Annotated in this window: 18 protein-coding genes; 7 read left to right on the top strand and 11 right to left on the bottom strand. The window is 34.9% G+C overall.

The window, feature by feature from the left end:
- The first annotated feature begins 294 nt into the window (after positions 1 to 294).
- Positions 295 to 960, top strand: a complete 666-nt coding sequence (locus NO995_RS01850; RefSeq protein ID WP_240571605.1) for a M15 family metallopeptidase — start codon at positions 295 to 297, stop codon at positions 958 to 960.
- Positions 961 to 963: 3 nt separating this feature from the next.
- Here NO995_RS01850 and NO995_RS01845 read toward each other — a convergent pair whose 3' ends face one another.
- From NO995_RS01845 to NO995_RS01835, 3 genes are read right to left on the bottom strand one after another with little or no spacing between them, the layout of a single operon-like run.
- The gene (locus tag NO995_RS01845) at positions 964 to 2,205 is read right to left on the bottom strand and encodes a DEAD/DEAH box helicase (protein ID WP_258226052.1); all 1,242 of its coding nucleotides are present in this window, start codon (positions 2,203 to 2,205) and stop codon (positions 964 to 966) included.
- Positions 2,206 to 2,238: 33 nt separating this feature from the next.
- Complete coding sequence (locus NO995_RS01840) at positions 2,239 to 2,619, bottom strand: hypothetical protein (RefSeq protein WP_240571601.1); 381 nt, start codon at positions 2,617 to 2,619, stop codon at positions 2,239 to 2,241.
- 51 nt (positions 2,620 to 2,670) lie between these two features.
- On the bottom strand, positions 2,671 to 3,309 hold the full coding sequence (locus NO995_RS01835; RefSeq protein ID WP_240571599.1) for an MOSC domain-containing protein: 639 nt from the start codon (positions 3,307 to 3,309) through the stop codon (positions 2,671 to 2,673).
- A 151-nt stretch (positions 3,310 to 3,460) separates the two neighbouring features.
- Between NO995_RS01835 and NO995_RS01830 the strand changes: the two genes are divergently transcribed.
- Positions 3,461 to 4,492, top strand: a complete 1,032-nt coding sequence (locus NO995_RS01830; RefSeq protein WP_258226051.1) for a hypothetical protein — start codon at positions 3,461 to 3,463, stop codon at positions 4,490 to 4,492.
- Positions 4,493 to 4,590: 98 nt separating this feature from the next.
- Here the strand turns inward: NO995_RS01830 and NO995_RS17800 are convergent, their stop codons facing one another.
- From NO995_RS17800 to NO995_RS01795, 6 genes are all read right to left on the bottom strand, one after another.
- Positions 4,591 to 5,421, bottom strand: coding sequence for an FKBP-type peptidyl-prolyl cis-trans isomerase (locus NO995_RS17800; RefSeq protein ID WP_308813187.1), 831 nt, complete (start codon positions 5,419 to 5,421; stop codon positions 4,591 to 4,593).
- Between the two features lie 37 nt (positions 5,422 to 5,458).
- On the bottom strand, positions 5,459 to 6,136 hold the full coding sequence (locus tag NO995_RS01815) for a DUF4377 domain-containing protein (RefSeq protein WP_258226050.1): 678 nt from the start codon (positions 6,134 to 6,136) through the stop codon (positions 5,459 to 5,461).
- Between the two features lie 126 nt (positions 6,137 to 6,262).
- On the bottom strand, positions 6,263 to 9,913 hold the full coding sequence (locus NO995_RS01810; RefSeq protein WP_258226049.1) for a M1 family aminopeptidase: 3,651 nt from the start codon (positions 9,911 to 9,913) through the stop codon (positions 6,263 to 6,265).
- A gap of 22 nt (positions 9,914 to 9,935) precedes the next feature.
- Positions 9,936 to 10,823: an ABC transporter ATP-binding protein gene (locus NO995_RS01805; protein WP_258226048.1), complete on the bottom strand. Its 888-nt coding sequence runs from the start codon at positions 10,821 to 10,823 to the stop codon at positions 9,936 to 9,938.
- A 153-nt stretch (positions 10,824 to 10,976) separates the two neighbouring features.
- Complete coding sequence (gene htpG / locus NO995_RS01800; RefSeq protein WP_258226047.1) at positions 10,977 to 12,887, bottom strand: molecular chaperone HtpG; 1,911 nt, start codon at positions 12,885 to 12,887, stop codon at positions 10,977 to 10,979.
- Positions 12,888 to 13,034: 147 nt separating this feature from the next.
- Entirely contained in the window at positions 13,035 to 15,455 is a 2,421-nt protein-coding gene (locus NO995_RS01795; RefSeq protein WP_258226046.1) for a S9 family peptidase, read from the bottom strand.
- A gap of 185 nt (positions 15,456 to 15,640) precedes the next feature.
- Here NO995_RS01795 and NO995_RS01790 point away from each other — a divergent pair, with 185 nt between their 5' ends.
- Complete coding sequence (locus NO995_RS01790) at positions 15,641 to 16,651, top strand: 3-oxoacyl-ACP synthase III family protein (RefSeq protein ID WP_258226045.1); 1,011 nt, start codon at positions 15,641 to 15,643, stop codon at positions 16,649 to 16,651.
- Positions 16,652 to 17,134: 483 nt separating this feature from the next.
- On the opposite strand, the gene NO995_RS01785 is transcribed toward NO995_RS01790, so the two are convergent.
- Positions 17,135 to 19,594: an outer membrane beta-barrel family protein gene (locus NO995_RS01785; RefSeq protein ID WP_258226044.1), complete on the bottom strand. Its 2,460-nt coding sequence runs from the start codon at positions 19,592 to 19,594 to the stop codon at positions 17,135 to 17,137.
- 93 nt (positions 19,595 to 19,687) lie between these two features.
- Between NO995_RS01785 and NO995_RS01780 the strand changes: the two genes are divergently transcribed.
- The gene (locus tag NO995_RS01780; RefSeq protein ID WP_258226043.1) at positions 19,688 to 20,050 is read left to right on the top strand and encodes a CoA-binding protein; all 363 of its coding nucleotides are present in this window, start codon (positions 19,688 to 19,690) and stop codon (positions 20,048 to 20,050) included.
- Here NO995_RS01780 and NO995_RS01775 read toward each other — a convergent pair.
- Positions 20,021 to 21,469, bottom strand: a complete 1,449-nt coding sequence (locus NO995_RS01775; RefSeq protein WP_258226042.1) for a sodium:solute symporter — start codon at positions 21,467 to 21,469, stop codon at positions 20,021 to 20,023. The genes NO995_RS01780 and NO995_RS01775 overlap by 30 nt on opposite strands.
- Positions 21,470 to 21,585: 116 nt before the next feature.
- On the opposite strand from NO995_RS01775, the gene recR reads away from it, so the two are divergent.
- The 3 genes from recR to NO995_RS01760 all read left to right on the top strand — a co-directional run bounded on the left by recR (position 21,586) and on the right by NO995_RS01760 (position 24,780).
- Complete coding sequence (recR, locus tag NO995_RS01770) at positions 21,586 to 22,203, top strand: recombination mediator RecR (RefSeq protein ID WP_240571578.1); 618 nt, start codon at positions 21,586 to 21,588, stop codon at positions 22,201 to 22,203.
- A gap of 55 nt (positions 22,204 to 22,258) precedes the next feature.
- Positions 22,259 to 23,359 carry a glycosyltransferase family 2 protein gene (locus tag NO995_RS01765; protein WP_258226041.1) on the top strand — a complete coding sequence of 367 codons (1,101 nt, stop codon included), beginning with the start codon at positions 22,259 to 22,261 and terminating at the stop codon, positions 23,357 to 23,359.
- An 86-nt stretch (positions 23,360 to 23,445) separates the two neighbouring features.
- Complete coding sequence (locus tag NO995_RS01760; protein ID WP_258226040.1) at positions 23,446 to 24,780, top strand: dihydrolipoamide acetyltransferase family protein; 1,335 nt, start codon at positions 23,446 to 23,448, stop codon at positions 24,778 to 24,780.
- The last annotated feature ends 125 nt before the right edge of the window (positions 24,781 to 24,905 follow it).

Here is a 24,905-nt window from a genome sequence, read left to right as displayed (position 1 = left end):
CGTCGATTAAATTGTATTTTTAATCAGTAAATGTTAAAATTATATGTATTTCGTCGAATATTAGTGTATTTTATCGTTGGTAATGATTAATAATTATATCTTTGAAGAGTACTAAATAATATACTTTTTAGTTCAATGGATTAATTAATTAATATTTGCATTATGTTGTTATTAAGGAAACCCTAAATCTACATCGTAATATAAAAGCAAATTAGAAGAAACCGAGTTTGAGGGAACTCGGTTTTTTTGTATTCTTTAGTTTGATATAGTTCTATTTTACTTATTTTAGCTAGCATGAGCAACTTAGTAAAATACCTTTTTATTTTCTTTATTTCTTATTCATTTGCGCAATTACCAACCGGGTTTGTATATGCCAATGAGGTTATTCCTGATTTAGATGTAGATTTAAGATATTACTCCTCAAATAATTTTGTAGGCAAACCTGTAACGGGTTATTTATCGAACGAATTGATTTTGACACGTCAGGCCGCCGAAGCTTTAAAGTTAGTGCAGGAAGAACTGCAAAGTCAGAATTTATGCTTATTAGTTTTCGATGGTTACAGACCGCAACAGGCCGTTAATCATTTTATGAGTTGGGCTAAAGATTTAAATGATACAGTTAATAAACAGAGGTTTTATCCTGATGTAGCTAAGCAGGATTTGTTTAAAGAAGAATACATTGCAACCCGATCTGGCCATAGCAAGGGAAGTACCGTCGATTTAACGATTATAGATGGTAACACCGGAAAACCTTTAGATATGGGAAGTGATTTTGATTTCTTCGGAGAAGCTTCATGGGTGAATTATGCTCATATTACAGAAGCACAAAAAGCTAACCGCATGTTATTACAAACGGTAATGTTAAAACATGGTTTTAGAAATTACCCAAAAGAGTGGTGGCATTTTACGTTAAGAAACGAGCCATTTCCTACGACCTATTTTGATTTTCCTGTTGAGTAAGTCTTAATACCAGCGCTTCTTTTTCTTTTTAGAGCCCTCACTTTTACGTCCTTTCTTATGTTTACTGCCTTGGTTTTTAGATTTGTGAACTTCAGGCTTGGTCTTAGGGTCTAAAGGATATGGGTGATTTTCAATAACATCTAATTGTAATTGAATTAACTGTTGAATATTGGTAATATAGGTTTTTTCATCAGCCGAACATAAAGAATATGCGGTTCCGCTTTTTCCGGCACGCGCTGTTCTACCAATACGATGTACATAGGTTTCAGGTACGTTTGGTAAATCGAAATTAATAACAGCATCCAATTCATTAATATCAATACCACGAGCAGCAACATCGGTAGCTATTAAAATATTAACATAGCCATTTTTAAATTTATTCAAGGCTTCCTGACGCAGATTCTGGGTTTTATCACCATGAATACTATCTACTTTATAGCCGTTTTTTAACAAGGTTTGTTCGAGTTTTTCAACGCCAAACTTAGTACGTCGGAAAATGATAATACTTCCTTTTATAGTGTTTCTAAGCAAGTGCAAACACAATTCAATTTTATTACGTTTAGGTACATAATAAAGAACTTGATTGATGTTTCTTGACGTAGATGAATTTTGAGCGACTTCAATACGCTCTGGATTTTTTAAAATGGTATTTGCCAGTTGTTCCACTTTGTAGGGAATCGTAGCCGAAAACAATAAAATTTGTTTTTCTTTAGTACATAAACGCTCTATTTTCTTAACGTCATCAATAAAGCCCATATCTAACATTAAATCGGCTTCATCTAAAACTAACGTCTCAACATAATCGAGATTAAGAAGATCTTGTTTGTGTAAATCTAAGAGTCTACCTGGAGTTGCAATTAAAATATCAACACCTTTATTTAAAATATCTTTTTGAGGCTCAATAGATGTTCCTCCAAAAACAACTGCTGTTCTTAAATTGGTATACGTACTATAGGTTTTAAAGTTATCGAGAATCTGAACTGCTAATTCTCTTGTTGGACTTACAATTAATGCTTTAATTTTTTTCCCGTTTTTCGGCGCATCCTGATAATCGAAAAGCGATTGCAAAATAGGAAGGGCGAATGCAGCAGTTTTTCCTGTTCCTGTTTGTGCAGATACAATAACATCTTTTTTCTCTAATACAAAAGGAATTGTTTTTTCCTGAACTAGTGTAGGGTTATCGTAACCAGCTTCTGCGATGGCTCTTAAAATAGGCTTATTTAATTGTAAGTCTTTAAATGACATAGTATAATTTTATGCCACAAAGATAAGGTAATTTTAAATGAGGAGTTTTTTTATTTTAATCGCGTTCCAAGTGTTGTCTACAGCAAGGAGTTTTGTGGGTTTTAATCGGTAGTCTCCTAAAAAATCCCAGTCGAATTCGATATGTAATTTAGAGATTTCACTAATGGTGGTTTCATTAGGATAAAACACCCAAAGAATTGAAGAATCTAATAGGCGAGGGAATAGGGTTAACATTTGATTTACAAAATCTTCTTTGGTATTAACAAACACTAAAGCGCATTCCACACAAGAGGTGGTAACTATGGATTCAGAATGACTAACATCATCAAAAATATCACTAAAAGATTCTGGTTTATTTAAAATATAAACGTCTTTAAAATTTTGAAGCTTTAATTTTTTAGGTAGTGTTCGCATATCTTAAATATACAAAAAAAATCAAAATGTTATACCAGCAATTAAGGTTTACTAATACAGTACAAATTGTTTTAAATCTTTTCTTTTTTTCGGAGGAATAGAATCACTTTTAATGATTTTCTTGAGTAAATTCTGATCTTTTTCAGAAGAAAAAAGCAAATTGAAAAACTGGTATACTGTTATACTGTTTGAAGCTTGTTCTATAAGTTGAAACTGGTCACCTTTTGTGACGTATCCTTCTTCTAAAACACGAACATAGGTGCCGGGAAAGCCTTTTTTTATAAACTGCTTTATAATACCTTGAGAGCCAAATTTAATACCCAGTTTCCAGCAAGGTTCACGTGGTTCGGTAACTTGTATTACAGCAGAACCTACCTTGTAAATATCACCTACATAAATTTTAGTTTCATCAAAACCAGATACAGTCAAATTTTCACCAAACATTCCCCAATCCCAATTCAGATTGTGGTATAGAGATTTCCAGTAAGCGTATTGATTTTCAGAAAACAGATAACATGCTTTAAACGCACCGCCATGGTACTTTCTATCGATAACGCTATCATCTTTTACATCGCTTTTGCCTAGAAAAATAGGGGTGTTTGTTGGATGCTTATAGATGCCTGTTTGTACGGGTTGGTCATTCCAGATAACGGTTTTTGGAATGGAAATATTAGTAGATTTAATTTGCATGTAATACACTTTTGCTGATACACATAAAGGTATTAAAAATTGCTCGTTGAAAAAAATATGCAGAATTTAAAAACCACACTTTCCTTTTTTTCGTAAGTCTCGCCAAAGCCCCGAATATTGAAATAGTCATTAATCCACTAAATTATAAATTATGAAAACAATTCAATTATTCGCATGCGGCTTTTTAGCCTTAACACTTACCAATTGCCAAGATGAATCTGAAGATGCCTCAACTATGGATGATTATAATAGCATGGCAAATAAAACACTTAAGATGCCTGAAAAAATGAAAGGACATTCCATTTATGTTTCTTCAAATAATTCAGGAAAGTTAAGTGTTTTCGATATTCAGGAAAGTTTGGAAATGCCAAGTATGAAGTCTTTAAGCTTGCCTTATATGGATGCCGACGGGGTCGAGTACGATGTTAATAGAGATGCTATTTATCAGGTAAATCGATCAGATAAAGCTTTGGTAACCTTATCTCATATTTCACAAACCATGGATGGCGATGCTATAATGCCGACAGCAATGGGCCCTTCAACATTCGTAAATGGCAGAGGCTCTGCATTATATGATAATAAAGTAGTAGTTGTAGATGATGTAACTCCTGGTAAATTGGTGAGTTATCATGTGAATGAAGATGTTATTTCAGATTTCAGACAATACAATGTTGGCTTTGAAGTTTGGGATGTACATGTAAATGGTAAAGATTTATGGGCTATTGAAGATGTGTCCAGTAATCTGGTGTACTTTAAAGATTTTCATAATGCTAAAAGCGGCGATTTAATGTATAGTGCTAAAGTGTCAATTGAGGGTTTAATACGCACGCATGGTTTGGATTATGATGCCATGACAGATACCATGGTGTTAACCGATATAGGTTCTGCTGCTGTTCCTGATGACGGAGCATTGGTTATAATTAATGAATTTTCTAATAAGTTTATGGCGGCGATGGATAGTGAAATGATTCCTATGGAAGACCAAATAAGAATAGAAGGGGATATGACTGAATTAGGTAATCCAGTAGACGTTGCAGTAAGTCCTGCTAAACAGGCTATTTTTGTAGCGGAGCGTGCACAGCAAAAATTATTGATTTTTGAAATGCCTGTGAGTAGTGGTAATTATGCTCCTATATATTCAACTTCCGTTCCAGGAGCAAGTTCTGTAACAATTGATTTCTAATGCTTAGAACAACTCTTGTATTGTTTGTATACTAAAGTAAAAAGTCACCTTAAATTTATAAGGTGACTTTTAAATTTTTAGTGGTAATTCTTTTTATTTTAATTAATAGACTTTAATTCAATGTCAAAAATTAAAACAGAACCACCAGGAATTGGGTAATTATCGAAATTACCATAACCTAAGTGGGCTGGAATAAAAAGTGTTCCTTTACTACCTTCTTTAAAATATGGAATGCCTTCTGTAAACCCTTCAATTACTTTGTCTAAATCGAATGATTCGCCGGAAACAGTTGATTCACCAAATATTTCACCATTAAGTAAGTAACCTGAATAGGTAATAGTAACATTGTCTGTTGAGGTAGGGTAAGTGCCGGTTCCTTCCTCTGTGATTGTATAGTATAAACCTGAATCTGTGCTTTGAGCTATTATTTCATTTTCGGTTAAATATTCCTGAATTTGAATGTCGTTTTCAGTTTTATAGTTCACATAAACCAATTCAATATCAAAAATGATAACTGATCCGCCAGGAATATCATTATATTTATTACTTCCGTAAGCTAAATGCGACGGAATTAATAATTTACCGCGTCCGCCTTCATTAAATTTTGTTAATCCTTCAGCAAAACCTGGAATAACATATTGAAGTAGAAAAGAAGCACCTTCTGTGCTTTCATCAAAAACCTCCCCGTTAGTAAAGTAACCTTTGTAAATGACTTTAACACGGTCTGTGGCGTTCTCGGGCATTTCTCCGGTACCTTGTTCATCAATAACGTAGTACAAGCCTGTAGCTGTTTTTTCAGCATTTAAATTGTTTTCTGTAATGTAAGCCTGAATTTCTTCATCATTTTGAAGACTGTAATCCACAGAATCATCACTGCTACAAGACATAAAAAAGATGAATGCCGTAGCTAATGCAAATAATTTTTTCATAGAATTTTTTAGGACAAATATAAAAGAACTAAACGTTTTAGTCTACCTTTTTAAGTGCAAGTGTTTCATTGCCATTAGCATCATAAAAAGTTAGTGTTAAATTTTCTTTTTTATAGCTTACCGATACGTTCAATGCTTTGTTAAATTTATTAGGAATAGTCATATCCAGGCACATTTTACGTGTTGAAGCAATGGGTCCGAATTCTATATTTCTGGCTGTAATATTTTTAATTTCTCCGGTGAAATTATTACAACCATCGGTTCCTGAAATCTGCATTTTAGCAATGTTGATTTCCAAATTAGGTGTTTGTCTGGATTTAGCAATAGGAGAACCATTGATGCCTGTCACCATCCAGATGTCGTTTAGAGTCATTTTAGGATCCTGTTTTTTTTCTAAAACTTTAACTAACTTATATTTAATTGAAGAGGCATCGGCAGGAACATCTTTGGGGTCTAATTGCGTTTCGGTAACTTCAATTTTTTGAAAATATCCGAATTCAAATTCAAAGCCCTCAATAGGCGCATAAAACGAACTCCAGGTTGCTTTGTCAACATCAACGCCTTTATAAACCTGTAAACACTGCATTTTTCCTGCTCCAGCGCTACAGTCTGTTTTTACACTGTTAACCCAGTAGGTTGTTGTTTTAATAGAGTTGCAAGAAGTGAAAAGTGTTGCTATTATGGTTATTGGTAACATGGTTTTTAGTAATGACATATCTCAATGTATTTAAAAGTTATTCTCTATATCTTTCAAATGTCTTGCCAATTTTGACATTTATAAGTTAATGAAATGTTATAAATTATCAAAAGACTTATTTTTATTAAAAACAGACCATAATTTTTAATCTGTTATTTCTTCTACTGGTTTTAAATTATCGTCAGGTATTCTGTCAATCATTTTATTATAAGGATCAATGCCGGCTTTAACAGGAATTTTAGTTGTTGTAAATTTCAAAGTTGAATGTCCGGGTGCAATCCACATTTTTTTAAGCATGATGGGAGATTTAATGGTCATACCATTAGCATTAATTGTGTCTGAATTGAAAATTCCAATTTCTAGGATATTGGGTTTGTCTCCGGTTTTTAAAAGTTTACCATTACCATCGAAATAATTTTTAGAACTTTCAATATCAAGTGTAACTTCATACGTGTTATCATTTGTTTTCTTATACGTTGCACTTGAAATTTTGTTGTTATAAAGCGTAATGTTCTCAAAACTGTCACTCAGGTAATATTGTAAAGAATCTGGTGTTACCCATTTCATATAGTTATACCATTCTGTAGTTGTGGTAAATGGAGCTTCCGGACGAAAACGAGCCGCTTCTGTATAAGCTTTGAAACCTTTATTTAAATTGTCTTCACCAATTAAATCCTGAAGAGCATATAAAATGAGTCCGCCTTTGCGATACCATACATAGGCTTGATTGTCATTGTCAAGTAATGTTTTTTCAAATTTACTTTCGTTGGCCCGACTTCTTAAATAACGATCTAATTCTTCTTTTAAAAATTTTTGCATGGCGTCGACACCATATTCTTTTTTCATAACCATTAAGGAAGAATATTCAGCCATAGATTCTGAAATTTGATTAGATCCTCGGGTCGCCGATGGTGTAATTTGGTGCCCCCACCACTGGTGTGCAACTTCGTGTGCCGTAACAGTAAAAAGGTAATCCAAATCATTAGGATCGCTAAAATCGCCCACCCAGCCAAAACTTTCGGCGTAGGGAACGGTATTAGGAAAAGATTGCGCAAAGGTTGAATAGCGCGGAAATTCCAAAATACGCATTTGGCGGTATTGGTAAGGACCGTAGTTTTTTGAGAAATAGTCCATAGACTTTTTAACGCCTTTTACAAACCGGTCAATGTTGTAGGTATGTGACGGATGGTGAAAAATCTGGATAATTACTTTTTCACCAGAGCTGCCAATCCATTCGTCTTCATGAACGCTGTAATTTGCAGATGAAATATTGTAGAAGAAATCTAATTCGCCCCGCATTTTGTAGGAGTAGTATTTTCTTCCGTTTTCTTCCCATTCCTTTTGAAGGTTTCCAGGTAAAATAGCAATTTGGTCCGGAGCGGTGCTTACGGTGCCTTCAAAAGTTATATAATCGGCGTCATCGTTAAATAAAAGATTACTGGTTCCCCAAGGGTCGGTTTGTTCTGGTAACTGATAATCTTTAATTGGTAAATCGTGTTTTTTGCGATCAAGATCCCCTGTAATTTCACTACTGGCACTATATCCGAATGACGGGAAAAAGTCATTGTTTAAAAACGTACCATTGTATACAATATCCGACCCTGTACCTTCATTGGGGAAGCCTTTGTATTTTCCGGTGACCTCCAGAGTCATGTGTAAAGTGTCATGAGGTTTTAAAGGACTATTGAAGACATATATTTCGTAGCCGTAGTCATCATACCGATGACCAAGTTTTGGTTTCACTCCATTTAAGGTAAAAGTATTGACTTCTTTTTTTATTAAACCTTCGGCGCCCCAGTTTAAATGTAATGAATCAATAATTTCATTGGTTTTGTTAACTAGTATGTAGTCCACCTTAATTTTAGCTTTTCTTTCTTCGGGATATAAATCAGCAGTTAATTTGACATCAATAACTTTGGGTTGCGCGATTTTATCGTATTTGCTGAGCTCTTTTTCATAATTAGCTTGTGCCAAAGTGCCTTGATCTTTGGTTTTATAATGGTTTATGGTTTTGGTGTTATAGTTTATAAACGCTCCGGAGCCTATAAAAACGATAAATAGAACGACAAATGTTCCAACAGTTTTAAGGTTTAATCTGTCTTTTAATATTTGCCATCTTGTTTTTATACCAGAATCCGTACCGCGAATCCAGTATAAATACCCTATAACAACAAGCACACTTCCGCAGGCCAGCCAATACGTTCTAAACCAGAATAAAGCAGTTCCGAAGTGTCCAAAGCCATTCATGTCAGAGACTGTATAGCGTGGGGCATAGCTGTATAGGTATAAATTGTTATCGACATCGGCTAATGCATTCAAACCAAATAAAAGTGCCCAGATGGCTATGGCAATAACATGCCCTAAAAACTTTTTGGTAACCAAAGAATGCACAAAAAAGGCAAGCATAACAAAGGTGATGTATTTTGGGAATTCAATTAAATATAAGTCAATAAAGTATTTGTCGAATTCAAAGTTGAAATAACCTTTAAGGATTTGAGTGAGTACTCCGCTGACTAAAACTAAATTTACCAGAAGAAAACTTATAATGACCAAAGCAATAAATTTCGATCCGTAAATTATTCTATTTGGGATGGGGAGTGCTCCAAAAATCTGATTGTAATTAACATGTTGCTCCCTGTGTATTACTTCGCCGGTCATGAATACAATAAGAACAAAGATTAAAACGATGAAATTAAAATCTTTAACTTCTAACATATAATAGGTGAGAGGTAGTGATGGTGTACCGTAAATGGGAAAGCCATACCAGGCATCGAACAGTAAAAAAGCAACAGCAGCAATTAAAATGGCTTTAAAGAAATGGTCTCTGACAATGTTTTTTATTTCCATAAAGGCCAGACTAAATAGTAGTTTAAAGTTTAAACTGGCTGAATATACTTTACTCACTTTAGGGAGTTTTGTAAGTTCTGCAGAGTTATTTGTTTCTGCTAAATCTTCTGTTTTCTTCTTTTTAGAGTCGTAGTTTTTATTCAGGAATTTCTGAAAATCGAATTTAAATAAAGCAAAGGTAAACGTCAGTAAGCCAATGCCAACCCATAGTAACCTGTTCCAAAGTAAAAGACTGGAAGAGAATGGCACAGTTAAGGTGTTCTGTTCTTCTGGAGTCCAGTATTGTGTTATATTGCTAAAAGCTGAAAGTCCAAAGGGGTCGAGGATACTTACCAAATCTTTGTTTTCAATGTCTTGGGTTAAGGTAAGTGTCACCAAATAGGTTATAAATAATACAGCTCCACCTGCATAGGCAAGCATAACTTTTTTTGTGGTACTAACGAGAGTAAAGAAGATGCTTCCTGTAAATAAAAAGTTAGCCCAGTATAATGTGAGTGTTGGTTGAATATAACTCCATAAATTAAGAGTTGTAAACCTGTCGGCTTCCACATACCCGGCAAAAGGGCCAATGGCAAAACCAATTATAAGTCCAAGATGAAGACCAAAACCAACAAAAAACAAGGTGAATAATGAACCTAAAAACCGACCTAAAATATAGCCTTTTTCGGTTATTGGGTAGGAGAAGTAATAGTTTTCGGTTTTGTGTTCAATATCTCTGTAAACTGGCACTCCAAGAATTGCGCTGGATAACATGGTTCCAAAAATGCTTACCACACATAACATTCTGGCAATGGCAATAGGTGAGTTTACAAAAACTTTCTCTGAAGCTGGCCCGTTACCTCCAATAGCCAGAATAAGTCCAAAAACTAACAGGATGCCAAAATAGGCCCAGGTGGCAGGTCTTTTAAATCTGTATTTAATCTCGAATAAAAAGATTTCTTTAAACATAATACAAAGTGTTAAGGGTTAATTATGCTAAAGCAGAATCCATACGAGATGAGATTTCTGAAAAATAGACATCTTCTAAATTAGCAGGGCTCGATTCAAAAGTAGCGTCAGGTTGTACATCACTTAACACATGAATAATAGTTTGTCCGCTTTTCAGGTGGGTAGAAATAACCTGTAGATCTGTTTTGTACCGTTCTAAATCTGATTTTTCAATGGCTTTCTTCCAGATTTTTCCTTTTACTTCCTGAGTTAAAGCAATAGGGTTTCCTTGTAAAACGACTTCGCCTAAACATATTATAGCCATATTACTGCATAAGTTTGAAACATCGTCTACAATGTGGGTGGATAGGATAACAATGGTGTTTTCGCCAATTTCACTTAAAAGATTATGAAAACGCACACGTTCGGCAGGGTCTAATCCAGCTGTAGGTTCATCAACTATAATTAATCTAGGGTCGCCAATGAGAGCTTGTGCAATACCAAAGCGCTGTTTCATTCCTCCGGAATAGGTGCCTAAACTTTTATTTCGAACATCCCAAAGGTTTGTTTTTTGAAGTAAGGATTCCACTAAATCTTTTCGTTCACCTTTATTTGAAATGCCCTTTAAAGCGGCAATATGAGAAAGCATGTTGTACGAGCTAATTTTCGGGTATACCCCAAATTCCTGAGGTAAATACCCTAATATTTTCCTCACTTTATCTTTTTCTTTTAATACATCAATATCGTTAAGTGTCACAGAACCTGAATCGGCTTGTTGTAAGGTGGCTAAGGTTCGCATTAATGAGGATTTTCCTGCTCCGTTAGGTCCAAGTAGTCCAAACATACCTCGCGGAATGGTTAAGGTGACGTTTTTTAGGGCCTGTACGCCGTTTGAATACGTTTTACTTAAATTATTGATGTGTAGCGCCATAGAAGAAGTTGTTTTAAGGTTAGTGTTACGCTAAAGATAAGTAAAAATGTAGTATTTGTCTGTTAATGAGTAGGTTGTTTGTAGGGTTGAGGTATAAAAAAACCACTTTACATATGTAAAGTGGTTTCCTTTATATAAAAAGTAAAAGTGAAATTACTTTAAAATCTCGTAGCTGCGTTTAATGAAGTTTGTTAGTTCTTCACCTTTTAATAAACCTTGAGATAAACGTGCTAAATCTAAACTTTGGTTAATTAAGCGTTCTTGTTCGGCTTTATCACCTTTGTTTAAAATCTCGCTAACTAAATCGGAGTTGGTGTTAACCACCAGGTTGTACATTTCCGGCATGTTACCAAACATGTTCATACCGCCACCTCCGGTAGCCTGCATTTCTTTCATACGACGCATAAATTCCGGTTGCGTGATAATAAAAGGTGATGCATTGCTATCCATAGCTTCTAATTGTACCATGAATTTTTCAGAAGGAATAACTTCTTTTAATAATTCATCTAAAACTTTCTTCTGGTCGTCATCTAACTTAGAAATGGTAGTTTCATCTTTCTTAATTAAATTATCGATGTGGTCACCATCTACACGTGCAAAAGAAATGTTTTCTTTAGTAGTTTCCAGTTTTTGGATCAAATGCGAAACAATTGGAGAATCTAATAACAGAACCTCATAGTTTTTCGCTTTCGCAGCTTCAATGTAACTGTGTTGTGCATCGGTATTTGAAGCATAAAGCACCACTAACTTACCATCTTTATCGGTTTGGTTTGCTTTAATTTTATTGTAAAGCTCTTCGTAAGTGTAATACGTTCCATCAACCGTAGGGTATAAAGCAAATGCATCGGCTTTTTCGAAGAATTTTTCTTCAGAAAGCATACCGTATTCAATTACCACTTTAATATCGTTCCATTTCGCTTCGAAATCTTCACGGTTATTGTTGAATAACGATTTTAATTTATCGGCAACTTTACGGGTAATGTACGATGAAATCTTCTTAACGGCACCGTCAGCCTGTAAGTACGAACGCGAAACGTTTAATGGAATGTCAGGTGAATCAATAACACCACGTAACATCGTTAAGAATTCAGGAACAATACCTTCAACATTATCGGTTACGAACACCTGATTTTGGTATAACTGAATTTTATCTCTTTGGATATTCATATCCTGTCCTAACTTAGGGAAGTATAAAATACCTGTTAAGTTAAACGGATAATCTACATTTAAGTGAATGTGGAATAACGGATCTTCAAACTGCATTGGGTACAACTCACGGTAGAAGTTTTTATAATCCTCGTCTTCTAAATCGGTTGGTTGCTTTGTCCATGCCGGGTTTGGGTTGTTGATAATATTATCAACGGTAATTTTTCTGTGTGGCTCTTTCGTCTCTTTTCCGTCTTTATCGGTAATGGTTGCAGGTTCATGCTCAGGATCGTTTACTTCCTTAGTTCCAAATTTAATTGGAATAGGCATGAACTTGTTGTATTTTAAAAGTAACTCACGAATACGAGATTCTTCAAGGAATTCGGTAGAATCTTCAGCAATGTGAAGAATAATTTCTGTTCCTCTGTCTTCTTTAGTTCCTTCTTCTAAAGTAAATTCAGGAGAACCATCACAGGTCCAGTGTGCTGCAGGTGCACCAGTATGAGATTTAGTGATGATTTCCACTTTTTCAGCCACCATAAATGCTGAGTAGAATCCTAAACCAAAGTGACCAATAATACCAGAATCTTTAGCAGAATCTTTGTATTTATCTAAAAACTCTTCGGCACCAGAAAATGCTACCTGGTTGATGTATTTTTCAACTTCTTCAGCACTCATACCAATACCTTGATCGATAATGTGAAGTTTTTTTCCTTCTTTGTCTATTTTAACTTCAATTTGTGGGTTGCCATATTCTGAAGTTGACTCACCGATACTGGTTAGGTGTTTTAATTTTAAAGTGGCATCGGTACCATTACTTATTAATTCACGTAAAAAGATTTCGTGGTCGCTGTATAAGAATTTTTTAATGAGCGGGAAGATGTTTTCAACCGAAACATTAATATTTCCTTTTGTCATGATATATTGTTTTTATTCTGTTTATAATTATATGTTTTTGCTTTATTCAACAAAAATGCCAACCCAAAAAATGTGACAAACTGACATTAAAAAAGGTCATTCTGTAACTTTGAATGACCTTTTTGTGAATTTTATATGTTTTATAATTTATTCTTCTACTTTCCTGTTTTTTACGTGTTTTTCTAACCATTGGTCTTGTTCCCATAACAGGTGAAGTATAGATTCTTCAGCTGCATAACCATGACTTTCTTTAGGTAACATAACTAATCTTACAGGAGCGCCTAATCCTTTTAAGGCATTAAAATAACGCTCACTTTGTAGTGGGTATGTTCCGGAATTATTGTCTGCTTCACCATGAATTAATAATAAAGGTGTTTTCATGGTATCGGCATGCATAAATGGCGACATATTATAATATATTTCCGGGGCTTCCCAGTAATTGCGTTCTTCACTTTGGAAGCCGAATGGGGTAAGTGTTCTGTTGTAAGCACCACTTCTGGCAATTCCTGCAGCAAATAGGTTAGAGTGAGAAAGTAAGTTAGCGGTCATGAATGCCCCATAGGAATGTCCGCCAACAGCCACTTTATTTCTGTCTATATAACCTAAGTCGTCAACAGCATCAATTGCAGCTTTAGCATTTCCAACTAATTGTTTAATAAAGGTGTCGTTAGGTTCTTCGTCACCTTCACCAACAATTGGGAAAGAAGCATCGTCTAAAACCACATAGCCTTTTGTAATCCAGAAAATTGGTGAGCCATAAGAAGGATACGTAAATTCGTTAGAGTTGGAGGTGCTTTGTCCGGCACTGCTTTTGTCTTTGTATTCTCTGGGGTACGCCCACATCACCATAGGGCACTTTTTACCTGGTTCGTAGTCGGTAGGTAAGTATAAGGTTCCGGTTAGTTCTAAACCATCATAGCGTTTGTATTTGATGATTTCTTTATGAACATCCTGAATACTTTTAAACGGATTTTCAAACAGAGTAAGAGGCACGGGAGCCATACGTTTCTTAATATTTCTTACATAGTAGTTTGGGTATTCGTTTTTAGATTCTACTCGAACTAAAATTTCACCTTTGTTAATATCTATGGCCATAGCTATATCTTCTATTTTGTCTTTGAGTGAAGATTGATATAGTCTGGTTGTTTTTTTTGTGTTTAAATCGAATTCATCAACAAAAGGAAATTTCCCGTTTTCGGTATAACCATCACCAATTAAAAATATTTTATTTCTGTTAATATTTAATGTATAACGTCCGTATTCATTTCTCGACGTTACAGGATTACCAGGATTGCTGTATACATCCTGATAATTTCTATCGTAAATAATCTCTGGTTTTAATTTATTGTTGGAAGGATTAAAGATATAAGCTTTAGTGTTTCTGGTGTTCCACCATCTATCAAAAGCGATAGCGGTAGTTTCATTACCCCATTCAATACCTGCATAGCGATTAATGGTTTTTAATAACGATGTTGGCTGGTCTGAAAAGGGTGCTTTTTGTTGGAATATCTCGTCTCTAAAGTCGACTTCTACAGCAGGGTCTCCTTGATCTAAGGCTTCTGCCCAAACAAGTGTTGCCGGCTGGTCGTCTCTCCAGGATAGATTACGCATACCTGTTCTAACAGCCATAAACCCCTGAGGTAAATCTTCAATTAAAGGAACTTCTAAAATGTTTTTAATAAGTTTGGCATTGGTGTCATAAATTTTAGTTGCCGAGGGGAATCTGGAATAAGGAACCAGATATGAAAAGGGTTTTTTTATGGTTTCTACCATAATGTAATTCCCATCCGGTGAAAAGGAAATGTCAGAATACATATCACTAGCCATCCATGATGATTCTTTACCATTTAAATCTACTTTGTGTAATTCTGAAGTTACCAGCTGTTCAAAATTATGTTCGTCAGTTTTGTTTTTAAGTAAATCCTGATACGTTCTGTTTTGTGCCATAACACCAGCTTCACTTTCGGAAATTGTAGGACCGGTTGGAACAGCTGTTTTTGTGTCAATAAGATCTTGTCTTGTTTTAGGTAAAACTTTAATTAGCAAAGAGGCATTATCTTTAAACCAGTAAAAAGGATTTCCTGTATTAGCGTTTAAATTATCGTTCGTGATTTTTTTAGCTGATTTTGTGGCAATATCCAATACCCAAAGTTCAACACCGTTAGAGGTTGTATTTGTAAATGCCATTTTTTCCTGATTTGGAGACCATGAAAAATTAGAAAATCTTGGGTTTGTAGGTAATCCTGAAACATCACTTTCCAAGCTTTTTCTTCCAACACGAACTTTTAAATGGTTATAATAACGTTCTCTACTACTTATGTTGGTTTTCGGATTAATACGTAAACCACCTAAACGCATTTCGGTTTCCGATAATGTAGCAATGCTTTTGAAATTACTGCGGTATAGAAATACCATATTTTCTCCTTTACTATCAATTCGAATGGAAGGAGCCAAAGGCGCAGTCGCAAGTTCTAAGATTTCTTTAGAAGGTTTTTGATAGGTTAAGTTTTCTTGGCCATGAATAGTAAGTCCGGTGACAAGAAAACAGTAAAATAGAATTTTTTTCATTTTGAATGATTTGAATTAGTCAAGTTTTAAATTTAATTAAAACGGGGTAATAAAATTAAAAAGTAATGTTAAAAGGTCTGGTATGCTGACTTGAGATGTTAGAATACATTTTAATGGCTTTTTGTAGTTTTGATAGTAAATAATATATAACTTGTAATGAGTATAACTAAACTAAATTCAAAATAATGTATAATTCAAAAATTATTGGCTTAGGAAAGTATGTACCGGATCATGTGGTAACCAATCAGGATTTATCTAAAATGATGGATACCAATGATGAATGGATTCAGGAACGTACAGGAATACAGGAGCGCCGATGGGTGAAAGAAGGAAGTGGAGATACCACGGCCACCATGGGTGTTAAAGCCGCTAAAGTTGCGATTGAGCGCGCAGGGATTGATAAAGATGATATCGATTTTATCATATTCGCGACCTTGAGTCCGGATATGTATTTCCCAGGACCGGGTGTTCAGGTGCAACATGCCTTAGATATAAAAACCGTGGGAGCTTTAGATGTTAGAAATCAGTGTTCAGGTTTTGTTTATGCGCTTTCTGTTGCCGACAATTTTATTAAAACTGGCATGTATAAAAACATATTGGTTATTGGTAGTGAATTGCATTCTCACGGATTAGATAAAACAACTCGGGGACGTGGGGTTTCGGTGATTTTTGGTGATGGAGCAGGTGCTGCTGTATTAACCAGAGAAGAAGATAATACAAAGGGCATTTTATCAACCCATTTACATGCTCAGGGAGAGCATGCCGAAGAATTGGTATTAATGGCTCCTGGTATGGGAACGCGTTGGGTAAATGATATTTTGGCAGATAACGACCCGAATGATGAAAGTTACTATCCGTATATGAACGGACAGTTTGTGTTTAAAAATGCCGTAGTTCGTTTTAGCGAGGTGATAATGGAAGGCCTACTGAAAAATAATTTAACGCCTGAAGCTATCGACATGCTTATTCCTCATCAGGCGAACTTACGTATCGCTCAGTTTATTCAAAAGAAATTTAATTTGAAGGATGATCGGGTATTTAATAATATCCAGAAATATGGTAATACCACAGCAGCATCAATTCCTATTGCACTAACTGAAGCTTGGGAAGAAGGCAAAATAAAAGAAGGAGACACGGTGGTTTTAGCGGCTTTCGGAAGCGGTTTCACCTGGGGTAGTGTGATCATCAACTGGTAAAAAAAACAATAAAAAAACCCAAAACGATAAGTTTTGGGTTTCAAAGCTATTAATCAACTTCAAATTAACACAATCTGTATGTTTTGAAGAATGTACTATATAAGACGTTGTAAAATGTATTTTATTGCAATGGTCTTTCTGTTTAACGTCATTTTAACAGAATAAAAAATCCGGAAGTTTGAGAACAACCGGATTTTGTTTATACAATTCTTACATGTGTAATGTTATAATAATGTGTAGACGACTAACTCTAAATAATTATTTTTTTGAATAATAGCAAGATTGTATAGAATCGTAACGTATAGGATTTCTAATTATTGTGTAACAAATGTAATTTTTTTAAAACTTTAACATTTTGACAATTAATTAGTTATAATTTAATGAAAATAAAGCCTCAAAGTATTTATGCTTTGAGGCTTCTTTTCAGCGATAAAAAGGAATCACTAATCAAAAATTTTTATTTAAAGATTTTTAATGTTCATTTTACATAAATCCGCCACCACCAGATTTGGTATTATTATCTCTGTTTTTTCTTGATTTTGCTTTGTATTTTCCTCCACCAAATCTATAGGATAATCCAACATTCCAGGTGTTGCTTTCCCAGTTAAAGGCACCTTCCTGTATAAACGGTTTCTCTCCATAAAAGGCGAATTCCATGGTGTTGAAAATATCGTTGTAATTTAAACTCAACATGCCTCGGCCTTGGGCAAATGCCACACGAGCTCCAAGATTAACAAAATACATTGGTTTTCTCTCAAACTGAATGGTTTTGTTTTTTCCACGGTAAAACCCAAAGGCGGTTAGACTAACTGTTTTACTAAGACTAAAGTTGTTGTACATTCTTAAATTCCATAGCACATTGTCTACTTCATCAATATTGGTTTCTATATCGTTAACAGTTGCATTTTCAATAGGTGCGGTTAATTCTTCAGCAATACCCTTTTGGGTTTGAGAGTATAAATCGAAGCTACCATTAATATTCCACCATTTAAAAGGACGGTAATTACTGGATAATTCCATTCCAAAGGCTGAGGTGTCGTCAAAATTGTCGTGAGTTAAAATGACTCTTCCCGAAGTCACATCACTTCTGTCGATAAATAGGGCTCTATTAATTTCATTCGAGATTATTCTGTAAAACACACCGCCGGTAACGGTTCCTTTGTGTTTGTTAAGGGTTCTGGTATAATTGGCTTCGATGGAATTGGTGAATTGAGGTTCTAAATTAATATTACCGTAAGAAGAAATTAATGGCGTACTCCATTCTTTAATTGGGTTGACCTGACCAATGCCTGGACGATCAACACGACGACTATAACTGAGCTGATAGGCATTTTTTTCTGAAGGCGTATAGGTGAAAAATGCTGAAGGATATAATTCAAAATAATCATTTTTAAATCGTTGCGTACTTTCAGCTTCTGAAGATAAAGCATAGGCATCTTCTTTTACATTTTCAGCACGCAGGCCGATTTGATAGTTCCATTTTTCGAAAGATTTACTGTAAGTTGCATACGCCGAATAAATATCTCGGGTGTAGTCGAAATTAGTATCTGGTGTTGGTCTTAAAATACCTTCACTATTTAGGGTTTTCCCGGTTGATGAATAAGCAATCTCCGAATTAAACAATCGTGCTTGCAGACCGGCTTCTAATTTTGCAGTTTCAGAAAGTGGGTTTACATAATCTAAGTTTAGAGTAATACTTTCTCGATCGGTAAAATTAAAATCTTTATAATCTTCATTTGGGCCAAGAAGAAAGGTGAAATCAACAGGGCTTTCATCGTCAAACACATTGTAATCGGCTTCAAATTCAATATTGTGTCCTTCTTTTTTAAAATCTAATTTATAGTCAAAATTGTATTGAGACGAATTGTTGTTTCCTGTAGAATTGAAAATCTGACTTTGGTTATAGATTTCATCATCGTAAAAAATGGCATCTGTTTTACCATAAGTGCTGTTTTCAGAGGTATTTTGTGTGGTGAAAACAGAAATGGTGTTTTTGTCGTTTAAATAAAAATCAACCCCAACTTTATATAGATGTGATTTCCTTTTGTCTAGAAAATTGAAAAACTGTTCAGAATTGTTTTCAGGTCTGTAAACGTAGCCGTTATTTCTGTTTTTTGAGATGTCGTTGCTATAACTTCCGTAAAAATTAAATTTCCCGTTGCGATAATTTAAATCCAGAGAACTGTTGAATTTCGCTTCATATTCATGAGTAAGTCCTACAGAAACATTGCCGTTAAAACCTTGCATGGTGTTTTTATGAAGAATGATATTGATAATACCACTCATACCTTCAGGATTATATTTTGCCGAAGGATTGGTAATAAGTTCTATGGATTTAATAGCCGTTGAAGGAATTTGTTTTAGTAACTGGGCTGTTGGAATATTAGATAGTTTACCATCGACCATAACCCGAACGTTTTGGTTTCCGCGTAAGCTAATATCTCCGGTTTGCTCATCGATACTTACAGATGGAATCCCAACCATAAGTTGTGATGCGCTTCCGGTTGCTGCCAGATCTTTACCAATGGTTATTATTTTTCTATCCACTTTTTGTTGAATGGATGAGACATCGGCAACGACAGTAACTTCATCCAAACCTTCGGCTTCTTCCTCCAAAAGAATATTCCCTAAATTAATGTCGTAGCTGTTTTTTCCTATAAAAATAGGTTTGTTTACAGTTTTGTAACCAATGTATTGAATATTGACAACGATATTGCCTTCCTCTAATTTTTCAATTTTAAACGTTCCGTTTTCCTGGGTGATACCGCCTGTGATAATTGATCCGTTGGATGATTTTATAACGATATTTACATAGGGTAAGGGTTGGTTTAAATTAGCGTCTAATACGGTGCCGAAAATAGTACCTTTTTTGTCTGTAGATAATGCAAAAGCTTCAATAGTAGAGAGGACTACTATTAAGTATAGTGCCAGTAGTTTTTTCATTTTGATTGATTGATTTTTTGATTGATGTATAATTAAGACGCTCCAATTCAAAATCTGTTACTATATTTAAAAAGTATTAACAGTTTTTAACATATGAATAAGAAAACACTTGTGCTTGGCGCTTCCTTAAAACCCGGTAGATATTCTAATTATGCAATTCACAAATTAGTGGAAGAGAATTTTGAAGTCGTGGCTATTGGAAACCTTAAAGGTGAGGTCGCAGGAGTTAAAATTGATACTGCCCAATTACCTTATGAAGGTATTCATACCGTGACCTTATATTTAAATCCGAAGAATCAGATACCCTATTATGATTATATTGTTTCGTTAAAACCACAGCGCGTAATATTTAACCCAGGAACAGAAAATCCGGAGTTATTTGTGATTTTAAAGGAGAATAATATTTATTTTGAAACGGCCTGTTCGTTAGTGCTGCTTTCTACGAATCAGTATTAAACCTAAAAAGGTAAGTAGTCCGTTAATGATTAATATTTCAAACCCAATTTGGTAGCCGTTAAGCAATTCAACGGAATATTCATTGATGAAATAAGAGAATATTGGAGCTACCAAAGCGATAATCCAAACGTACTTGTCTTTTAGATTTTCTTTGGTGAAAATACCGAAAGCGAACAAACCAAGTAATGGTCCGTAAGTATAGCCTGCAGCTTTAAACAGTTCCCAAATCACGGAAACGTCTTTAAATAAAGCATCGAAAATAATAATGACAACAACAAGAAGTGCACTAATAAAGGCATGAGCTTGCTTTCTAATACGTTTTCTGTTGGCTTCAGGTTTTTTATCTAATTCAATAATATCTATACAAAACGATGTTGTTAAAGAGGTTAAGGCAGAGTCTGCACTACTGTAAGCCGCCGCAATTAAACCTAGGATAAAAAAGGCTGAAGTGGCGAAGCCGATGTCTGGTAACATGGCAATGGTCGGAAATAAATCGTCCTTTCTTGCTGTAATATTATTTTGAATGGCATATTGCGTTAGCAAAAGTCCTAAAACCAGGAATAGGATATTTACAAAAATTAAAACCACACTAAATGAAAGCATATTTTTTTGAGCTTCCTTTATATTTCGGCAGGTTAAATTTTTCTGCATCATATCCTGATCTAGTCCGGTCATGGTAATGGTGATAAACATACCAGATAAAAAGCTTTTTATAAAATACTGTGCATCGTTAACATCATCAAAAAAGAAGACTTTACTCATAGCATTCGATGTTACATTGTTGTACACATCTGAAATACTATGAAGTTCTAAAGCATTAGCTAAAAAGAAAATGGTAACCACAACCGATATGAGCATGAATAAGGTTTGAAGCGTATCGGTAAAAATGATGGTTTTTATGCCGCCTTTAAAGGTATAAAGCCAAATAAGTAATACAGTAATAATTACAGTAATCGAAAAAGGAATGCCGTATTGGTCGAATACCAAAAGCTGTAAAACTTTAGCAACTAAAAACAATCGGAATGAAGCCCCAACGATTCTGGAAATTAAAAATGCAACCGATCCTGTTTTATAACTGGTGTTTCCAAAACGGTCTCTTAAATACGTATAAATAGAGGTTAAGTTAAGTTTATAATAAATAGGAAGCAACACATAGGCAATAGCCAGATAGCCAAAGAAATATCCGAAAACAACCTGTAAATACCCAAATTGTTTGGTTTCAACGGCTCCAGGAACAGAAATGAAGGTTACACCCGAAAGCGAAGCGCCAATCATCCCAAAAGCAACCAAATACCATGGAGCAGATTTGTTGGCCTTAAAAAAGGCATCGTTAGAGTCTTCCTTTCCTGTGAAATAGGAGATTAAAATTAAAACACTAAAATAAACTGCAATTAAGATTAAGATTTGAGTTGCCGACATTTAAATTTGTTTTAGCGACCAAAATACAAAATTACTTTTCAGTCTTAGGAATTCATATAGTTTTATTAATTTAATACTTATTAATTAAGATGTTTAAAAAATATTAAATTCACGGCATGGAATTCTCATCAAAATTATTAGAACGCGCAGTTAATGAAATGTCTCAGTTACCAGGTATTGGTAAACGAACGGCCTTGCGTTTGGTGCTCCATATGTTAAAGCAGCCCAAAGAACAAACGTCAATGCTTGTAGCGGCTTTACAGACAATGCGAAACGATATCAAGTTTTGCAAGTCCTGTAATAATATTAGTGATGTGGAATTGTGTGAAATATGCTCAAATCCAAACCGAGATGAATCGGTTGTTTGTGTTGTTGAAGATATTAGAGACGTGATGGCTATTGAAAATACAAGTTCATTTAAAGGCTTGTACCATGTGCTTGGTGGTAAAATTTCTCCAATGGATGGGGTGGGACCTCATGATCTTAATATTCAGCCTTTAATAAAAAAAGTTCAGGAAGGTAAAATAAAGGAGCTCATTTTTGCGTTAAGTTCTACTATGGAAGGCGACACCACTAATTTTTATATCTATAAACAGATACAGGAATATAATATTTACACCTCTACAATTGCCCGTGGTATTTCTGTTGGCGACGAATTAGAGTATGCTGATGAAATTACCTTAGGTCGGAGTATTGTGAATCGAGTTCCTTTCGAATCATCTTTAAAATCTTAATAGCTAACAAAAACCAAATAAATTGCAACCTCCCAAAAGCTGTATCAATCATCCTTTGAAACTCTCAATAGTCATTTTAAATTATAACGTACGCTACTTTTTAGAGCTCTGCTTAAAAAGTGTTCAGGCTGCTATCACAGATGTTGACGCAGAAATCATCGTTGTTGATAATGATTCTGAAGATGATAGTTGTAAAATGGTTAAAGAGTTATTTCCGGAAGTAAAACTTATAGAAAATAAAGAAAATTACGGATTCTCCAAAGGAAATAATATAGGTGTTGCTCAGGCAAAAGGAGAATACATATGTATATTAAATCCCGACACAGTAGTTGCTGAAGATACTTTTATCAAGCTATTAAATTTTGCAGATAATACCACCGATTTAGGTATTGTTGGTTGTAAATTGATTAACGGAAGCGGTGAGTTTTTACCGGAAAGTAAACGTAATGTGCCTTATGTAAAGGTGGCTTTCAAAAAAATGCTTGGCAAACCTGAATTGTATTATGCCAATCATATTGATGAAAATGCAATAGGAAAAGCTAAAATATTAGTAGGAGCCTTTATGTTGATGAAGAAAGATGTTTTTTTTGAGGTTGGCGCGTTCGATGAGGAGTATTTTATGTATGGTGAAGATATCGATTTGTCATACAGTATTTATAAAGCAGGATATTCTAATTATTATTTTGGGGAAACTACCGTTTTACATTATAAAGGAGAAAGTACCCTAAGAGATAAACACTATGTAAAACGCTTTTATGGGGCGATGCAGATTTTCTATCAGAAGCATTTTAAAAAGAATTTACTTTGTGATTTCACGGTTTGGTCTGCGGTTAAAATGGCTTATCTAATAAATAAAGCGCCAGTAAGTAAGGCAAAACAGGTTAATGAGTACGCCTTCATGTCATCTCAAATGAACGACAGTTTAAAGGCGGTATTGCCAAAAGAAGTTGTTCTGAAAAATTGTTTGGAAAGTATTCAGGATACCACCGAAATTATATTTGATGGAAATACCTGGTCTTATAAAGAAATTATAACAGCCATTGAGAAGAAAAAGGCTTATAAATCGGTTACTTACAAAATCTTACCTAAAGACAGTGCCTATATTATAGGAAGTGATAATGCCATCTGTAGAGGTGAAATTATAAATTTAACTTAGTTTTAATTGAAAATTATTTAAAGGAATTGATGATTTTTAAGTAATTTTGCAAGCGCAAATTAAAAACTAAGTATTACTTTATTGATATGGCAAAATTCGAACTTAAGTTACCAAAAATGGGAGAAAGTGTTGCAGAGGCAACCATTACATCTTGGTTAAAAGAAGTAGGAGATACGATTGAACTGGATGAAACCGTCTTAGAAATTGCAACAGATAAAGTAGATAGTGAAGTGCCAAGTGAAGTAGAAGGGGTGCTTATCGAAAAGTGTTTCGATGTTGACGATGTGGTTCAGGTAGGACAGGTTGTCGCAATTATAGAAACAGAAGGAGAAGGAGTTATTGAGAAAGAGGCGACTGAAACTTCAGTTGTTGAGTCTAATGATGAAGAAACTGTTGCGGTAGAGGAAGTTGTTGAGTCTATAAAGAAAGTAAAGGAAACTTTGGCACCTGTTGCTGTAGCTTCAACTGAAGATAGATTTTATTCACCGTTAGTTAAGAATATCGCAAAAGAAGAAGGTATTGCTCAGGAAGAGTTAGATGCTATTATTGGAACAGGGAAAGAAGGAAGAGTAACTAAAAACGATATTTTAGACTATATCGCCAATAAAGAAAACGGTACAGTTGTAGCACCAAAAGTTGAAATTAAACCTGTAGCCGAACCAAAAGCTCCGGAAAAACCAAAAGCGGCACCGGCTCCTGTAATCAGTAGCGATGGTGACGAGATTATTGAAATGACGCGTATGGGTAAAATCATTGCGCATCACATGGTGGAGTCGGTACAGACTTCGGCTCACGTGCAAAGTTTTATTGAGGCTGATGTAACAAATATCTGGAACTGGAGAAAGAAAGTTAAAGATAACTTCATGAAACGTGAAGGAGAAAATCTGACTTTTACACCGATCTTCATGGAAGCGATTGCTAAGGCTTTACGCGATTATCCGCTAATGAATATTTCTGTGCAAGGCGATACCATTGTAAAGAAAAAGAATATCAACCTAGGTATGGCAGCGTCTTTACCTGATGGAAATTTAATTGTTCCGGTTATTAAAAATGCCGATCAGTTAAACTTGGTTGGTATGACAAAGCAGGTTAACGATTTAGCAAAACGTGCTAGAGCAAATCAGTTAAAGCCAGACGATATTCAGGGTGGAACGTATACAGTTACTAATGTGGGAACCTTTGGCAGTATCATGGGAACGCCAATTATCAATCAGCCACAAGTAGGTATTTTAGCGCTTGGAGCGATTAGAAAAGTGCCTGCGGTTATTGAAACGCCTGATGGAGATTTTATCGGTATCCGTTATAAAATGTTCTTATCGCACTCGTACGATCACCGTGTAGTTAATGGTGCTTTAGGAGGAGAGTTTGTAAAAGCGGTTAAAGATTATCTTGAAGCTTGGGATATGAACAGAGAAATCTAAAGAAAAATTAAAATCAAATTATATCGAAACCAACCTATAAAAGGGTTGGTTTTGTTTTTTACGCTTACTCAATTTAGTATCTTTACCGCAAAGTAATTGTTTCCTTTTTCAAATAGAGGGAAGAG

The sequence above is a fragment of the Aestuariibaculum sp. M13 genome, from assembly GCF_024723255.1.
GTDB classification, from domain to species: domain Bacteria; phylum Bacteroidota; class Bacteroidia; order Flavobacteriales; family Flavobacteriaceae; genus Aestuariibaculum; species Aestuariibaculum lutulentum.
This window is presented reverse-complemented; position numbering and strand designations above follow the sequence as displayed.

Bases quoted from the DNA above. Each gene is read 5' to 3' on its own strand.
- NO995_RS01850 (WP_240571605.1), top strand. From the start codon at position 295: ATGAGCAACTTAGTAAAATACCTTTTTATTTTCTTTATTTCTTATTCA.
- NO995_RS01845 (WP_258226052.1), bottom strand. From the start codon at position 2,205: ATGTCATTTAAAGACTTACAATTAAATAAGCCTATTTTAAGAGCCATC.
- NO995_RS01840 (WP_240571601.1), bottom strand. From the start codon at position 2,619: ATGCGAACACTACCTAAAAAATTAAAGCTTCAAAATTTTAAAGACGTT.
- NO995_RS01835 (WP_240571599.1), bottom strand. From the start codon at position 3,309: ATGCAAATTAAATCTACTAATATTTCCATTCCAAAAACCGTTATCTGG.
- NO995_RS01830 (WP_258226051.1), top strand. From the start codon at position 3,461: ATGAAAACAATTCAATTATTCGCATGCGGCTTTTTAGCCTTAACACTT.
- NO995_RS17800 (WP_308813187.1), bottom strand. From the start codon at position 5,421: ATGAAAAAATTATTTGCATTAGCTACGGCATTCATCTTTTTTATGTCT.
- NO995_RS01815 (WP_258226050.1), bottom strand. From the start codon at position 6,136: ATGTCATTACTAAAAACCATGTTACCAATAACCATAATAGCAACACTT.
- NO995_RS01810 (WP_258226049.1), bottom strand. From the start codon at position 9,913: ATGTTTAAAGAAATCTTTTTATTCGAGATTAAATACAGATTTAAAAGA.
- NO995_RS01805 (WP_258226048.1), bottom strand. From the start codon at position 10,823: ATGGCGCTACACATCAATAATTTAAGTAAAACGTATTCAAACGGCGTA.
- htpG (WP_258226047.1), bottom strand. From the start codon at position 12,887: ATGACAAAAGGAAATATTAATGTTTCGGTTGAAAACATCTTCCCGCTC.
- NO995_RS01795 (WP_258226046.1), bottom strand. From the start codon at position 15,455: ATGAAAAAAATTCTATTTTACTGTTTTCTTGTCACCGGACTTACTATT.
- NO995_RS01790 (WP_258226045.1), top strand. From the start codon at position 15,641: ATGTATAATTCAAAAATTATTGGCTTAGGAAAGTATGTACCGGATCAT.
- NO995_RS01785 (WP_258226044.1), bottom strand. From the start codon at position 19,594: ATGAAAAAACTACTGGCACTATACTTAATAGTAGTCCTCTCTACTATT.
- NO995_RS01780 (WP_258226043.1), top strand. From the start codon at position 19,688: ATGAATAAGAAAACACTTGTGCTTGGCGCTTCCTTAAAACCCGGTAGA.
- NO995_RS01775 (WP_258226042.1), bottom strand. From the start codon at position 21,469: ATGTCGGCAACTCAAATCTTAATCTTAATTGCAGTTTATTTTAGTGTT.
- recR (WP_240571578.1), top strand. From the start codon at position 21,586: ATGGAATTCTCATCAAAATTATTAGAACGCGCAGTTAATGAAATGTCT.
- NO995_RS01760 (WP_258226040.1), top strand. From the start codon at position 23,446: ATGGCAAAATTCGAACTTAAGTTACCAAAAATGGGAGAAAGTGTTGCA.